Origin of the sequence: Pareuzebyella sediminis, from assembly GCF_008367235.1 — a bacterium.
Lineage (GTDB): Bacteria > Bacteroidota > Bacteroidia > Flavobacteriales > Flavobacteriaceae > Pareuzebyella > Pareuzebyella sediminis.
Genome location: NZ_VTZS01000001.1, coordinates 582,748 through 597,834, shown reverse-complemented (window position 1 = coordinate 597,834; position 15,087 = coordinate 582,748). Strand labels below are relative to the sequence as shown.

Here is a 15,087-nt window from a genome sequence, read left to right as displayed (position 1 = left end):
ATTATATATAGAGAGAAGAATACAAGTTTCCAAGAAATAATATCATTGCTTATACCTAATTTTTAGGCTTGAGCACGAGAAGCGATTCGGAAGAATTTATGATTTCTTCTTTGTTCATCATCATTTTTCTAAACTCACCGTTAATATACATTTCTGCTTGGTCCCTGTAATGACTACTAAAAGGATTCCCCGATTGGCCTGTGGGCAGAATACTAATACTGTTTTCTACATCGGAAAAATCAATGACCCGTCGCGTCGATGGTCCTGAACCGACGTGATAAAAGCCGGTACTGTCATACGGAAAACTCATATTGTTAATAACCTCGCGGCTACCTATAACTGGGAACGGTCCTACATTGAAAAACGATCGTAGCGCATCAATCTGGCCAATGGGGTGACCGTGTTCTAGGGTATGTACTTTGTCCCATGTCCATTTTTTATAATCGGCTCCAAAATCTTCTACGAGGGATTGCCATGCTTCCTTGACCGATTTACCTAGAATTTCCCTTTGTGTTTCGACCAAATCATCAGTGGTTACATCATCCCACCATTTCGAATCATGCAATTTTACCCCAAAAGCAATTTCTCTTTTTAAAAGATGGGTGTCCATGAACTGTCGAAACTGTTCCGGCCCTAATTCGTCTTCGAACACATTCTTTAGCACATAAAATGCACAACGATGATAAAAGGTAGCTGCGACCGAATTTAAAGGATAATCCCCTTTCCATGAATTCACCAGATCGATCATTTCTATCTGCTGCTCGGTAAACTGCGCTGCGTCAATAGATTTAATAACCCCTGTGATGACCTCCGTATTAACTGGGGAAGTGACGTCAAGTATCATTTTTGAAACAGCTTGCTGATCCCAATCATTTTTAGGTGCTAGTAACTGTTCGATACGCTTCGCCCTATTCTCTGGAAGATAATATCCAGGGTATAACATCCCTGCGATACTATCGGGCTGATTATTCGCTGAATAGACATAGTTCCATGGAGGGTTAATAGCTTGGGGGTTCTCGGAAAAATCAAGAAAATGTAAGGGTTCTTCTTTTCCGGTGGTACCGTCTAAAACAAACTTCGTAGAAACGCTGTCTGGCATTTTGTACAACTTTGCAGTTGCCCACCAAGCTACATTTCCTCGTGCATCTCCATACATAACATTAAGCCCAGGTGCATGGATGTTGGGCAATGCCTCACGAAAATCTTTAATATTTGTAGCCTGTACCATGCCATAAAGACCGTGCATCACCTCGTTTTCTAATTTTGTATACAGCCACGACATGGCAACCGGCCGGTCTTCTAAGATTTGGTCCGCAATACCGTTGAGTAAGGGGCCGTGCCTTGACTTCTTAAATGAAAACGACACATCTTCATCATCTTTTATTTTTATTGTCTTGGTAATGGTCTCATAGGCTTCCCAACCGTATTCGGTTTTGTATTCCGTTTTGTTAGAAGGGTTCGTTTCCTCAAAATAAAAATCGATATCGTCATTTTCGAACATGGTAAGTCCGTAGGCCAAATTTCTATCATGACCTAACAAAGGAAAAGGAACACCTCCCAAATGATAGCCGTATTTCTCAAAGGTGGGAGTAACTATATGGGCTTCATACCACACCGCCGGTTGGGAAAAACCGATATGAGGGTCGTTGGCAAATATTACCTTACCCTCTTTTGTTTTTTCGGGGGCGATTACCCAGCTATTGCTCCCCTCGAACTGCGGTATCGGTAAAATCTTTAAAGCTTTTTCCACGGCAGACATCATATTTGCTGAAATAGAATCGGCGATGTTGCGCTTATAATTTTTGATGAAGACCGTGGATGTGTCCGAGTCGATGGGCAGGTCTTTTAGATACTCTTCCCCCAGCTGTTGACGCATTCGGGTCAAAAGAGGGTCAGTTTTGTGGGCCATGGCGAAGCTAAAAGCCATATATCCAATGGTATTATATACATCTTCTAACGTAAAAGGTTCGCTTTCGATACCCGTCAGATAGAATTCTACAGGTTTCGGTCCCTTTTCCACGAAAGCGTTCACCCCGTCGAGATAAGCTTCTGTTAGTTGCACCATTTTACTATCCCTATCCAAGTTTGCAACGGTCACCTTCGTATGTTCATCGATGCCCAAGGATAGAAAAAGCTTGTCCGTTGCCAACAAATCCTTTCCAAATACTTCGGATAGGCGCCCTGTGGCAATTCTTCGCAATAGTTCCATTTGCCACAACCGATCTTGTGCATGCACGTAGCCCAACGCTCGAAAAGCATCTCTCTCATTTTCAGAATAAATGTGCGGTATACCATAAGAATCGTAATAGACTTTGACCTCAGCACCAAGATTCGGTAATTCTTTCGTACCGTGATAATCTGGTTTAAGATTGAATATTAGAAGTAGTACTACGATAGAAAAAAAGGCAACTACCACTAAGAAAGAAAACAGTATTTTCTTGAGTATGCGCACCTTGATCGGTTTTAGGAAAGTTAAATCTTGTGAATTTAGAAAAATGCAAACTACTTTATTCTATTTTTATAAAAAAACTCTTTTCGTACCAAAAATGTTTTAATTTTAACAATACTTGTTAAAAAAAAATTAATAAATTCGGCCAAATTCAAAAATATAAACCTATATGAAAACATGTATTAAAAAGTTTATCCTTCCGACAGTTTTTGGCGGACTTTTACTGCTATCGTGTAGTGAGGAAGAAGATTTTGCTCCCAAAATAAATTCTGATGGAGTGCCGGAGGCTACCGAGGCCAAGGCTCAATCAATAGACCTATTGACTACGAGTAGGTTTGACCTCGATGCTCTGGGTATTACCGTAAAAGATTTCGAAACGGAAATCAATACGGAAGCTGTTGCACCCAGTGAGTGTGGTGAAACCCCTTTTGACGCCGTAGCAAATTACTACAACGACGCGCTTATCAATGGCTTCATTTCGGCTTGGGACGGCAACCCTGAAGCTATACAGATTATTTTGGGCGATTATTTCGTCATCAACCAAATTGCTGCTTTCGAAGGTGTCAACACCGATTATTTCGGAGAGAACGGCGAGTACACCAATTATATGAGGAAAAGCACGCGTAGCCTTGAAAAATTCTGGAATATGCCAGACCAAATTTCGGTTAGGGGGCAGCATACCAAGACCCTACTTAATTTGGAGTTTATGAGGTATGTCTACAAGAATTATTCCTTACCTCCTCTAACCGATGAAGAAATCGATGGTATTTTGGCCATTGCACAACATTTTAATACGGCCAGTGACCAAATACCCGAAAATCCATTTTATGCTTCAGATGGCTTCGCTACCTTCGGCCAAATTATTGTCATTGGCGATGGTATCGTTACTTTACTTGAGGATACAGGTCTTGACCCAAAGGTGGTTTGGTCTAGTATTTTAGCCCACGAATGGGGCCATCAGATACAGTTCTTGAATTATGGTGTTTGGGAATATCCGCTTCCAGCTTTCCCAGAAGAAAACGATGCCGCGTCTACACGAATGACGGAATTGGAAGCCGATTTTATTACGGGATATTATCTTACGCACAAACGTGGTGCTACCTATAATTGGAAAAGAGTCGAGGATTTTCTGACCGCTTTCTATAACATTGGTGACTGCGGATTCGATAGTCCGGGCCATCATGGCACTCCTTTACAGCGCTTAAAAGCAGCTCGCAAAGGGTATGAACTGGCACAGAGTGGCCAGAAAAAGGGACAAATTCTTAGCCAACAAGAAGTACACGATGCTTTTATCGCCGAATTCACCAATATTCTAAACGCTTCAATGGCCGAGACCGTAGCGAGATAAAGATTTTATTTGAACTTATTACAAAGGTCGCCATTGGCGGCCTTTTTATTTCGTGGTCACGGAGCTATCGGCAATCTCATTAAAATTCCGAAGTCCTTCCATCAACCATTCGCGGTAGGCTTTGGCATCGGTGTACTGAACCGCTTTATTCAGTACCTCTAAATTCGGGGATAAAAGCACATAGTAGGGCTGGGACGCCGCGTTAAAGTTTAAGCTCTGAAATGTACCCCACTTCTGCCCCACCGTCTTTATTTGCTTAACACGACCCGATTGAAATTTGAAACTAAACTGTTCTTCTATCGGAAGCTCCTTTCGATCATCAATATACAGGGATATTAACACGAATTCATCTTTCAACAAGGGGTAGATATCGGTCTCGCTCCAAACGTTCTCCTCCATTTTGCGGCAATTTACACAGGCCCATCCGGTGAAATCAAGTAAAATAGGTTTGTCGATCTTTTGTGCATAGGCAACACCCTGATCAAAATCTTTAAAACAATCAATACCTAGTGGGCAATCGCTCTCAGTCTCAAAAATGCTATAAAATGCAGGAGGTGGGAACCCACTGAGTAGTTTTAAGTCAGTAACGTTAAGAAGCCCCAATGACAAGTACACAAAAAAGCCTGCACTTACTAGTCCGGCGGTTTTTCTAAGGATGGACATTCTTGGATTCGAACCATGGTGCGGAAAGCGAAGTATACCAAATAAGTATAAGGTAAGTAAGAGAAAGAGCAATACCCATATACCCACAAATATTTCTCGTTTAAGAAAGCCCCAATTACCCACCAAATCGGCATTCGATAAAAATTTAAGGGCCAGTGCCAATTCAAGAAAACCCAGAACCACTTTTACGGTATTCATCCATCCTCCAGACTTAGGTAATGAATTCAACCAGGCCGGAAACAGCGCAAAAAGCGCAAAAGGCAGAGCTAGGGCTAGTCCGAAGCCGGTCATGCCCATAGAGAGATTGGTGGCCACATTTCCCTCTTCGAGTACCGTGCTACCTAAAAGTCCTCCTAAAATAGGTCCCGTGCATGAAAAAGAGACTATGGCCAAGGTAACGGCCATAAAAAAAATGCCGAAAGCACCGCCCACTTTGGAGGAGGCAGCATCCATTTTATTGGCCCATGAACTCGGCAAAGTCAGTTCATAATACCCAAAAAAAGAAAAAGCGAAAAACACAAATATCAAGAAGAAAAGTACGTTCAGCCAAATATTGGTAGCAATTGTGTTCAATATTTGGGAATCTACCGAATCGAACAAATGAAAGGGAAGACTTAAAAGGAAATAAATAAGAATGATAAAAAATCCGTACAAAAGCGCATTCATTATCCCTTTTGACCTTTGTTCCGTATGTTTTGTGAAAAATGAAACGGTAAGAGGGATCATCGGAAAGACACACGGCGTCAACAATGCAATCAACCCTCCTAAAAATCCCAATCCGAAAATAGACCATAAACTGGTCGCGGTACCAACTTCTGATACCGATTGGCTCAACAGCTGCTTGTTCTTTAAATTCAGTTTGAGCTCCTCTCCCATGGCTAGACTACGCTGATCCACTTTTTGCCGATCTTTTGCGACGGCACCTCCGTCGAATACAAAGCTAAAATCCTCGTCCACACCTATACAAACCTCTTTACAAACTTGATAGAAGAGGCCGACATCGACTTGCCTGACATCTGAATCAAGCAATTTTATCTTTTGAGTGAATATAGCTTCATCTTTGAAAAAGGTCTCGTCGACTTCAAAAATATCGCTATACTCTACAATGGTCTCACTTTCGTTAGTAGGTCCTATCAATTCGTAATCTTCCCCTGCACTTTTGAAGGTGAATTCACTGGGCAAAGACCCGCCCTCGTCTGTATATTGCGAGTATATATGCCAGCCTTTATAAATGGAGGCCTTGAAAATCAATTCGTATTCAGTCTCCGAGATTTTCTTCCATTCGCTAGACCATTCAACGGGATTTTCATCACTTTGAGAAAAGGAATATAAAACACTAACAAACAATACAATAAATATGGTAATCTGTCTCATTAATTTAATTCGAATTTTAAAATTTGAGAGGTTTTTTCGGTGACTTTAAAACGGTCGTCGGCACGTCGTCCCACCACCCAAACAATGCTACCCTCGGAACATAGAAGCCATTGATTTTCTTTGGAAATCATATCTATTTTTTCGTCCTTAAAAAACTTCGAAAGCTTTTTTTTACCGTTTAGTCCCAAAGGATAAAAATAGTCGCCTTTTTTCCACTTTCTTACCGTTAACGGGTACTTTAACGCATTTTTATCAACATAAAGTATGTTTTTACCAAAATCGGTCATTCGCTCCACCATTCTTATAGTGAGCGCAACGGGTTCAACAATAGCCTTCTCGTGCTCGTAGATGAGATATTTAGAATGGTCTTCTGGTTCGAGCGTTTTCAATAGTAAGAAATCACGATCTTTTACAAGTCGATGCGTAGCAGATCTAACTTCTTTACCGCTCATCGCAGAGAGCAAATTTTTAATGTCGCCCCATTCTGTAAATCCGAAATTCTTAAACAGGGCATATAGATACCCTTCCAAGGGATTGAGGGTCATCAGACTTGTGACAGGGATTTTGATTAAGTTATCCTCTTTTAGAAAAAGTGCTTCACGCACCTGTTCGATTTGGTTTCTGGCTATTTCAGCTGTCTGCCCCAAATAGTACTGTGTATTCTTGAAATGCTTTAAGAAACTGGGATTCAATTCTTTAAGCAACGGCAAGATGCGATGTCTGATGTTGTTCCTTAAATATTTTGTCTCGGCATTGGTTTGATCTTCACGCCATTGAACCCCTTGCTCTTCGGCATAGGTTGAAATTTCAATTCTAGAAAACTTTAAAAGTGGGCGCGATATGTTAGCCGTTCTTTCCGGTATGCCCACCAGCCCATCGATACCCGTACCCCGAGATAAATTGATCAGAAATGTTTCCAAATCATCATCCGCATGATGGGCCGTAACCAATCTCTCGATACCATTGGCTGCCATTATTTCTGCAAACCACGCATAGCGAAGTTCTCGAGCTGCCATTAAAAGTGATACTTTATTATTATTCATATAACCCACAGTATCAAAATGAGTTATATAATATGGTATGTTTAAATTAATAGCAGTTTCACGAACAAATGCTTCATCTCCCTCACTTGATTCCCCTCGCAACCTAAAGTTGCAATGGGCCACGGCAAAATCCAATTTAGACCTCTTACAGAGGTCGACCAAAACCATACTATCTATTCCACCACTACAGGCCAATAAAAAATGTTGGTCCAGCAATCGGGGAAAGTGTTTTTTTAGATGGCTTTTGAACGCTTTAAGCATAATGAAAATTTTTGATTTAGACCCGTTAGCACTTTTGCTCAAAGCCGTGCCAGACATTACCAAGAAGAGTACATTAGAATCGTAAGGCTAAGGTACAAAAGGTCAACCATTTTCAAGAACATCTCGCATAGCCCTCGCCTTCAATAAGCATTCCTCATATTCGCTTTCAGGATTAGACAGCGCAGTAATAGCACTTCCCACGGGGAAAGAAACGTATTTCTCGGTATCGTTGTAAAGAATACTCCGAATAACTACATTAAAATCAAAATCTCCCTTTGGATCGATATAGCCGACCGAACCACTATATAAACCCCTTTTAAAAGCCTCTAGTCTTTCGATGATTTTCATGGCCGACACTTTTGGTGCCCCGGTCATGCTTCCCATTGGAAAAGTCTCTTTTAAGATTTCAATAATATTCTTTTCAGGTTCAACCCGGGCCACTACCGTAGAAATCATCTGATGCACTTGTGCAAAGGAATACACACCACACAATTCTTCAACTTCAACGGTACCTCGCCGTGCGCTTTTAGACAGATCATTCCGTACCAAATCCACAATCATTATATTCTCGGCCCTTTCTTTGCTACTCTCCTGTAAGTCAAGTTTAAGCTTGCGATCTGTCTTTATATCATCTGAACGCCTAGCCGTGCCTTTGATAGGCTGCGAGATAATCTTGGTTCCCCTTTTTTTAAGATAGCGTTCCGGGGAGGCAGAAATCAAATACTTATCATGTAGTTTCAAAAAGGTAGCAAAAGGCGCCTTTGAAACACTATTTAACCTTTGGTAGGTCTTTAATGCATCTATACGCGTGTTCTCAGCGTAAAACTCTTGGCAGAAGTTAGCTTCATAGATATCTCCGCGATGAATATGCACCAACATCTTTTTCACTTGGCGAAAATATTCGTCTTTGAAAATACCCATTTTTATTTTAACTGACTGATTATTAAGATGTATATCCGTTTTATAGGAATGCTTACTTAAAAACATTTCATAGTCAGTTTGTATCTCGTCAGCAACGATATTCAAATAATCGAACAGCACCTCCTTGTCCTTGACCCGTATAACCTTTTTAGGTTGAAAAAAATGTATTTCTGGAAATTTTAGGCGATCCGTATGCCCTGAGCTAAGTCGCTCAATGTCGTTTTTTAAGTCATAGGTTAAGTAGCCAAAAATCCAATCTTTGGTCGCGGATTGGTATTCTTTCAAGTTGTCGAAGCCGTTGATGAAGTCTGTTTGGAACGATGTTAGGGCATCCACTGCCAATAAGGTGTCAAACGAGTAATAACGATCGCGGTGACCATTGCTGTCGAACCAGACCACTTCGTCAAAGCTTTGAGCCCATTCCAAGAGTTTCCTTTTGAATGCTGTTGTATCGGAAACCTTATAAGAAGCCGTAATTCGCAAAAGGCAGTATTTTATAATTCTCCCAAGAAAACCGTTAGGGCATGCTGGTGCGCACTGGCCAATTCTGTATCTACAATACCTTCGTTTTCGCTAAAATTTTCATCAAACGAGGGAAGGGAGAAAGTTGCTACAACTTTCGCTCCAAATCTGGGCAATAGGTTTTTGGAAACCTCCAGCGATGCTAGCCCCCCCCGTTTTCCCCCGGAGGTAGACATGAGCAATACCGGTTTATCTTTCAAGAAGTTGCGTTCTAGACGAGAAAGCCAGTCAAGCAAATTCTTAAAATATGCAGAAGGGTGGCCATTATGTTCGTTCACCGAAAGAATAATACCGTGAGCTTTACCTAAATCATTCTTAAATTCTATTAAAGAGTTGGAATACCCCTGCTCTTTTTCATAGTCAGCGCTATACATGGGAAAGGGAAAATTAGCCATGTTTAACAATTGAACACGGTGCCCCTCTATGCCATTCACCGTATGTTTCACCAACTTGAAATTAATTGAAGTGGAAGAATTACTTCCAGCAAATGCCAATATTTTACCCATAAATCTGTTTAGACTATTCTCATGCTAAAATATATGAAATACCATTGATTTGCGAGTATTTTAAGTAATTTCGCAACGCCAAAGATCTAAAACTACTGTTATACAAGTATATAGGACGTTATTTATAGCGAAACGAACTTGTATTTACTGCTAGAATAATAGCGGTACGGAAAATAGAAAGAATAAGCAATTTTTAATCAAATGGATTCAGCTTCCAAAAGATTGTATTTCATTGATGCCATTAGAGCCTGGGCAATTCTCATGATGCTCCAGGGGCACTTTATCGATGGTCTTCTCGATAATGCTTTTCGGGATACGTCAAATACAGCATATACTATTTGGAAATACTTTCGAGGCATTACAGCTCCAGTATTCTTCACCGTTTCCGGATTTATTTTCACCTTTTTGTTGATTAGAAACCAAGAAACAGGGTTGAAAAACCCTAGGATAAAAAAAGGGGTAAAACGCGGACTGGAGCTCTTGTTCATTGGGTATCTCCTGCGCACCAACCTTCTAGGCCTGATTAACGGTGAGATATACGCCTCGTTCTATCTGGTCGATGTATTGCATTGTATCGGGCTTTCTATTTTGGGGATTATCGCCTTATACTTACTTACCCAAGATCGTAAGAAATTAGTATTCCCAGTTGTACTTGTGGCAATAACTTTACTTCTTTTTCTTTTTGAACCGATATACAAACAGTGGGATTATTCCTTTCTGCCCGTTGCATTGGCCAATTACGTATCGAAAGCTAACGGTTCTGTGTTTACCTTTGTACCCTGGTTTGGGTATGCCGCATTTGGAGGTGCCGTTGCTGTACTTTTCTCAAGATACAGAACCGACAAATGGCTCTATCCAGTGGCCATTGGTATTTCTTTATCCTTAGGGTTCTTGTTGATTTCCTTTTCTTCGGACTTCTTTATGTCCCTTGCGAATTGGACGGGTATCCCTTTATTCTCGGATATATATTATAACAATTACCTTTTTATTCGTTTAGGTGATGTATTGTTGGTCTTTGCCCTATTCATGTTCATGAGAAATCTTTTGAATCATACGACCCTCATTAAAATCGGACAAAGTACCTTGACCATTTACGTGATTCATTTCATTATTCTTTATGGAAGTTTTACGGGCTTTGGGCTATATCGTTTTCTTCATCATTCCTTATCCCCGATAACAGTAATTATTGGTGCATTGTTGTTTGTTGTTTGCTGTACTTATTTGGCCTTGGGCTATGAAAAATATGAGGTGAAAATAAAGGATGCCCTGAGATCGTTTGTCCTTTACGCAATTTCAAAACTTGAAATAGGTGGACTATGGGTTCTAAACTCTTTAAAAACCTTTTTCTACCGACTTTTACGAAAATTTGGTATCGCCAAAAACTAGGCTTTTGTATCTTCGTGCGAAACCACGATTGATATGAACACAAAAAACTACTCCCCCATTAAGGTAGATTTAGAAACAGGAAAGCGTTACTCATGGTGCTCTTGTAGTTTCAGTAGTGAGCAACCTTTTTGCGACGGTTCACACAGGGCCAACAAGGCCACACCACCGCTTGTCTTTGAGGTTAAGGAAAATCGGGAAGGCTGGTTGTGCACGTGTAAACAAACCAGTACACCGCCTTATTGTGACGGTACCCACAACTCCCTATAAAAAACCCAGCCATACAATTGACCGGGTCGATGTTATTTTAATTGACACAGGGTTTACACATGCAAGGCTCTATCGTCGGTGGCGGCCAATGCCGCTTCCTTAACAGCCTCGGCATAAGTTGGGTGAGAATGGCTCATTCTGGAAATATCTTCTGCAGATGCACGGAATTCCATGGCAGTAACCGCTTCAGCGATCAAGTCTGCGCATCGTGCACCGATCATATGCACCCCTAGAACTTCATCCGTTTTTTCGTCGGCCAATATTTTTACGAATCCATCGAGATCCATACTGGCTCTTGAACGCCCGAGGGCCCTCATGGGAAATTGTCCTACTTTATAGGCAACTCCGGCTTCCTTTAATTCCTCCTCGGTTTTTCCGACCGCAGCCACTTCAGGCCAGGTATATACCACACCGGGAATCAAATTATAGTCGATATGCGGCTTTTGTCCTGCTAATAGTTCGGCAACAAGGGTTCCTTCTTCCTCGGCCTTGTGAGCCAACATGGCTCCTCTGATTACATCACCGATGGCATAGATATTATCTACAGAGGTCTGTAAATGCTCGTTCACCACTACCCTTCCCCTATCATCTATTTTGATTCCAACTGCTTCGGCATTCAATCCTTCGGTATAAGGCCTCCTTCCCACGGATACAAGACAATAGTCGCCTTTGAACTCGACTTCCTGACCTTTTTTGTCGTCCGCTTTTACAATGACCTGATCTCCCTTTCGTTCCACTGATTTGACTTTATGCGAAAGATTGAATTTCACCTTTTGCTTTTTCATCACCTTCATCAGTTCCTTTGAAAGCGCAGCATCCATCGTGGGAATGATGCGGTCCATGAACTCCACTACGGTTACCTCTGCCCCGAGCCTTTTATAGACCTGGCCTAGTTCCAAACCGATGACCCCTCCGCCTATTACAATTAGATGTTCCGGTACTTCCTTTAGTTTCAAGGCTTCTGTAGAAGTAATAATACGCTCCTTGTCAATCTCGATGAAAGGCAAGGTCGAAGGCTTGCTTCCGGTAGCTATAATGATATGCTTTGCTTCGATGGTCTCCGTCTTCCCCTCATCATTCGTTATTTCGATGTGGGTGTTATCCTCAAAACGCCCCAAGCCTTCGTACACATCGATTTTGTTCTTGTCCATCAAAAACTTGACACCATCACAAGTTTGATCGACTACGGATTGTTTTCGGGAAATCATCTTTTCAAGGTTTACCTTGATTTCTCCAGACACTTCGATACCATGGGCTTCAAAATGTTTTACGGCATCTTCGTAATGGTGTGAAGAATCTAAAAGGGCCTTCGACGGAATACAGCCCACATTCAAGCAGGTACCCCCAAGGGTAGCATATTTCTCTATAATCGCAGTTTTCATGCCCAATTGCGCACAGCGTATGGCAGCAACATATCCCCCTGGGCCGGAGCCGATAATGGCCACATCGTATTGACTCATAATATGATTTTCGTGTCTAATTAACTATTTATTTCGATTCAGAAAGAATCACGTACAAAAGTACGAATGTTTTGGGTTTGGGCAATGCCCTCAATTTGTGCACTATACTCTTTTAGTCGTTCCATTTATTCATAGAATACTCCTGTTGAATCATGGTTCTGTAAAGAATTTTTGGCGCTCTAGTATCATTTTCGCGATTTCACCCTATCATTTTTAATTGTATCGCATTCCGCATGGGTTGCACAACAGTATCCAAAATTGTATTATTACATCATAACTATACCGTATGAAAGGCACAAACTCTAATGACCATAGAGAGAACGAACATATTGTTGAAAATAAGGAGCTAAATATCTGGGAGGCCCTTATTCCCGTTATCATCCTCATGGGGATGCTGGCTTACAATATTTTTTACGCCGATGGGGCATGGTTCGGCGAATATTCGAATCAGATTATACTATTACTTGGTGGATTGGTTGCCGCTATCGTTGGGTTTTTCAACAAAACCTCAATTAGAAGGATGTTCGAAGAAGTCCGTGAAAATCTTAATAGTGTACTCTTACCTATTATGATTTTGTTACTCGTTGGCGCATTGGCAGGTACCTGGTTGGTAAGTGGCGTCATTCCGGCCATGGTATACTATGGCCTTCAGGTCTTAAACCCAATAGTTTTTCTTCCGGCTACTATCGTCATTGCTGCTGTGATATCAATAGCTACCGGGAGCTCTTGGACGACCTCTGCCACCGTTGGTATCGCCTTGATAGGAATAGGAACCGCACTGGGTATTCACTCCGGAATGATTGCTGGAGCCGTTATATCAGGAGCGTATTTCGGAGATAAAATGTCACCACTTAGCGACACTACTAATCTGGCACCGGCTATGGCCGGCACCGATCTTTTTACACATATAAAGTATATGTCTTTTACTACTGGACCCACAATATTGATTACGCTGGTCATATTCACCATCATCAGCCTAAATATTGAAACCACTGGTAGTGCCGATGTTAGTGGTCTATTGGGTACTATCGAAGATACCTTTGCCATAACCCCCTACTTGTTTATCGTGCCGATCGTTGTCATCGCTCTTATATTGCTAAAAACCAAACCTTTGGTCGCTCTGGGCACAGGGGTAGGCCTAGCAGCCATTTTTGCACTTATATTTCAAGTGGAAGTGCTCGAAGCCCTATCGGAAAGACCTGTTTCGGCAGTAATTAATGCTATTTTTACGGATACCCAAATAACTACGGACAATGATAAATTGAACGAACTTTTCAGTTCAGGAGGAATGGCCGGTATGCTATGGACTATATATCTCATTTGTTGTGCCATGGTCTTTGGGGGAATTATGGACGGAATTGGAGCTTTATCGAAAATCACAAAGGCGTTGTTGTCCATTGCATCGAGTGTATTCGGTCTTTTTGCGAGCACTGTGGTCAGCTGCTTGGGACTCAATATCATTGCGAGCGATCAGTACTTAGCCATCGTCATTCCGGGGAAAATGTTCAAAAAGGCGTACCAAGATAAGAATCTGGCTCCTGAGAACCTAAGTAGAACTCTGGAGGACTCCGGGACGGTTACCTCAGTACTCATTCCATGGAATACTTGTGGGGCCTATCAGTCAAGTGTTTTGGGCGTAGGGGTCAGCGAATACTTCATCTATGCCATATTTAACTATCTAAGCCCGCTGACGACCTTGATTTTTGCTGCTTTTAAAATTAAGATCAGAACCATAAAACAAGTCAAGTCAGATATACAGCAGTAATGATAGCGTTCTTTTGGTTTTTCTGACTATTAAACCCGTTTAATTTTTATATTTTCACTATCTATTAAAAACAAATGCACCATGGCTACAGTAACCTTAAAAGGAAATGAAATTCATACATTGGGAAGCCTTCCTGAGGTCGGAAGTAAGGCACCCGATTTCAAATTAACAAAAACAGACCTATCGACGGCCTCCTTATCCGATTACTCTGGAAAAAAGGTAGTCTTGAACGTCTTTCCAAGTGTCGATACGGGTACCTGTGCTCAATCGGTAAGGCAATTCAATGAAGAGGCTGCCGAACTTGACAATACCGTTGTGCTGTGTATCTCTAAGGATCTGCCTTTTGCACAAGCCCGGTTTTGTGGGGCCGAAGGGATATCGAACGTTGATATGCTTTCTGATTTTAGGGACGGTAGTTTTGGCAAAGACTACAGTGTAGAATTTACTGACGGTCCATTGAACTCCTTACTTTCAAGGTCTGTAATCGTGCTGGATTCCGACGGCAAAGTGGTGTATACGGAACAAGTCTCGGAAACCGTTGATGAGCCCAACTATAAGGCAGCACTTGAAGCTTTATTCGATGCCTAAGGAAACGTTCCTTCAAAATAGGGTGAAAAGTGTGGGTTTTGCGCTTCGGGGTGCCCTATTGTTGGTTCGTACCGAGCCGAGTATCAAGATTCAGGTGTTCATAACGATTTTGATGACCGGGGCGGGGTTTTATTATGAAATCAGCAGCATCGAGTGGATACTTCAAGTATTGGCCATTTCTTTGGTTCTCGGTATTGAAGGCGCAAACACGGCTATAGAAAAACTTTGTGATTTTGTACATCCGGGTTTTGAGAAACGAATCGGTTTTATAAAAGATGTTTCGGCCGGTGCTGTTATGCTTGTTTCTATTGGTGCGGTCATTGTTGGGCTTATTATCTATCTACCCAAAATATTTTAAGGAAATACCACGTTTTCATATAAAGCTACCAAAAAAAAAGTAGTGTTTATTCTCATATTCTAACCAATGGGACTAGCTTTGAACATTAGATTGTGATTAGAGGTAACTTGTTGTTAAACAAAGATTTGTCCCGCTGAGGGCTAGTTAATAACTTTAAAAGTAAAAAGACTTTTCCC

General features: G+C 41.5%; 12 protein-coding genes. 6 read left to right on the top strand and 6 right to left on the bottom strand.

Annotated elements, in window-relative coordinates:
• Positions 1-55 precede the first annotated feature (55 nt).
• Positions 56-2,452, bottom strand: coding sequence for a penicillin acylase family protein (locus tag F2B13_RS02375; protein ID WP_149302985.1), 2,397 nt, complete (start codon positions 2,450-2,452; stop codon positions 56-58).
• A gap of 166 nt (positions 2,453-2,618) precedes the next feature.
• On the opposite strand from F2B13_RS02375, the gene F2B13_RS02370 reads away from it, so the two are divergent.
• A complete protein-coding gene (locus F2B13_RS02370; protein WP_149275682.1) occupies positions 2,619-3,797 on the top strand; it encodes a hypothetical protein in 1,179 nt (392 codons plus the stop codon).
• Between the two features lie 45 nt (positions 3,798-3,842).
• Here F2B13_RS02370 and F2B13_RS02365 read toward each other — a convergent pair whose 3' ends face one another.
• The 4 genes from F2B13_RS02365 to F2B13_RS02350 all read right to left on the bottom strand — a co-directional run bounded on the left by F2B13_RS02365 (position 3,843) and on the right by F2B13_RS02350 (position 9,087).
• A complete protein-coding gene (locus F2B13_RS02365) occupies positions 3,843-5,834 on the bottom strand; it encodes a protein-disulfide reductase DsbD family protein (protein WP_149275681.1) in 1,992 nt (663 codons plus the stop codon).
• A complete protein-coding gene (gene tilS / locus F2B13_RS02360; RefSeq protein ID WP_149275680.1) occupies positions 5,834-7,138 on the bottom strand; it encodes a tRNA lysidine(34) synthetase TilS in 1,305 nt (434 codons plus the stop codon). The genes F2B13_RS02365 and tilS overlap by 1 nt, the downstream gene beginning before the upstream one ends.
• Before the next feature lie 102 nt (positions 7,139-7,240).
• The gene (locus F2B13_RS02355) at positions 7,241-8,542 is read right to left on the bottom strand and encodes an anthranilate synthase component I family protein (protein WP_149302984.1); all 1,302 of its coding nucleotides are present in this window, start codon (positions 8,540-8,542) and stop codon (positions 7,241-7,243) included.
• An 11-nt stretch (positions 8,543-8,553) separates the two neighbouring features.
• Positions 8,554-9,087, bottom strand: coding sequence for an NADPH-dependent FMN reductase (locus F2B13_RS02350; protein ID WP_149275678.1), 534 nt, complete (start codon positions 9,085-9,087; stop codon positions 8,554-8,556).
• A 201-nt stretch (positions 9,088-9,288) separates the two neighbouring features.
• Here F2B13_RS02350 and F2B13_RS02345 point away from each other — a divergent pair, with 201 nt between their 5' ends.
• On the top strand, positions 9,289-10,473 hold the full coding sequence (locus F2B13_RS02345) for an acyltransferase family protein (protein WP_149302982.1): 1,185 nt from the start codon (positions 9,289-9,291) through the stop codon (positions 10,471-10,473).
• A gap of 33 nt (positions 10,474-10,506) precedes the next feature.
• Entirely contained in the window at positions 10,507-10,740 is a 234-nt protein-coding gene (locus F2B13_RS02340; protein ID WP_149275676.1) for a CDGSH iron-sulfur domain-containing protein, read from the top strand.
• A gap of 53 nt (positions 10,741-10,793) precedes the next feature.
• Here F2B13_RS02340 and lpdA read toward each other — a convergent pair whose 3' ends face one another.
• Complete coding sequence (gene lpdA / locus F2B13_RS02335; RefSeq protein ID WP_149275675.1) at positions 10,794-12,200, bottom strand: dihydrolipoyl dehydrogenase; 1,407 nt, start codon at positions 12,198-12,200, stop codon at positions 10,794-10,796.
• 286 nt (positions 12,201-12,486) lie between these two features.
• On the opposite strand from lpdA, the gene F2B13_RS02330 reads away from it, so the two are divergent.
• The 3 genes from F2B13_RS02330 to F2B13_RS02320 all read left to right on the top strand — a co-directional run bounded on the left by F2B13_RS02330 (position 12,487) and on the right by F2B13_RS02320 (position 14,911).
• Complete coding sequence (locus F2B13_RS02330; protein WP_149302980.1) at positions 12,487-13,965, top strand: Na+/H+ antiporter NhaC family protein; 1,479 nt, start codon at positions 12,487-12,489, stop codon at positions 13,963-13,965.
• A gap of 81 nt (positions 13,966-14,046) precedes the next feature.
• Entirely contained in the window at positions 14,047-14,553 is a 507-nt protein-coding gene (gene tpx / locus F2B13_RS02325; RefSeq protein WP_149275673.1) for a thiol peroxidase, read from the top strand.
• Positions 14,546-14,911, top strand: coding sequence for a diacylglycerol kinase family protein (locus F2B13_RS02320; protein WP_149275672.1), 366 nt, complete (start codon positions 14,546-14,548; stop codon positions 14,909-14,911). Before tpx ends, F2B13_RS02320 begins: the two co-directional genes overlap by 8 nt.
• Positions 14,912-15,087: the final 176 nt, after the last annotated feature.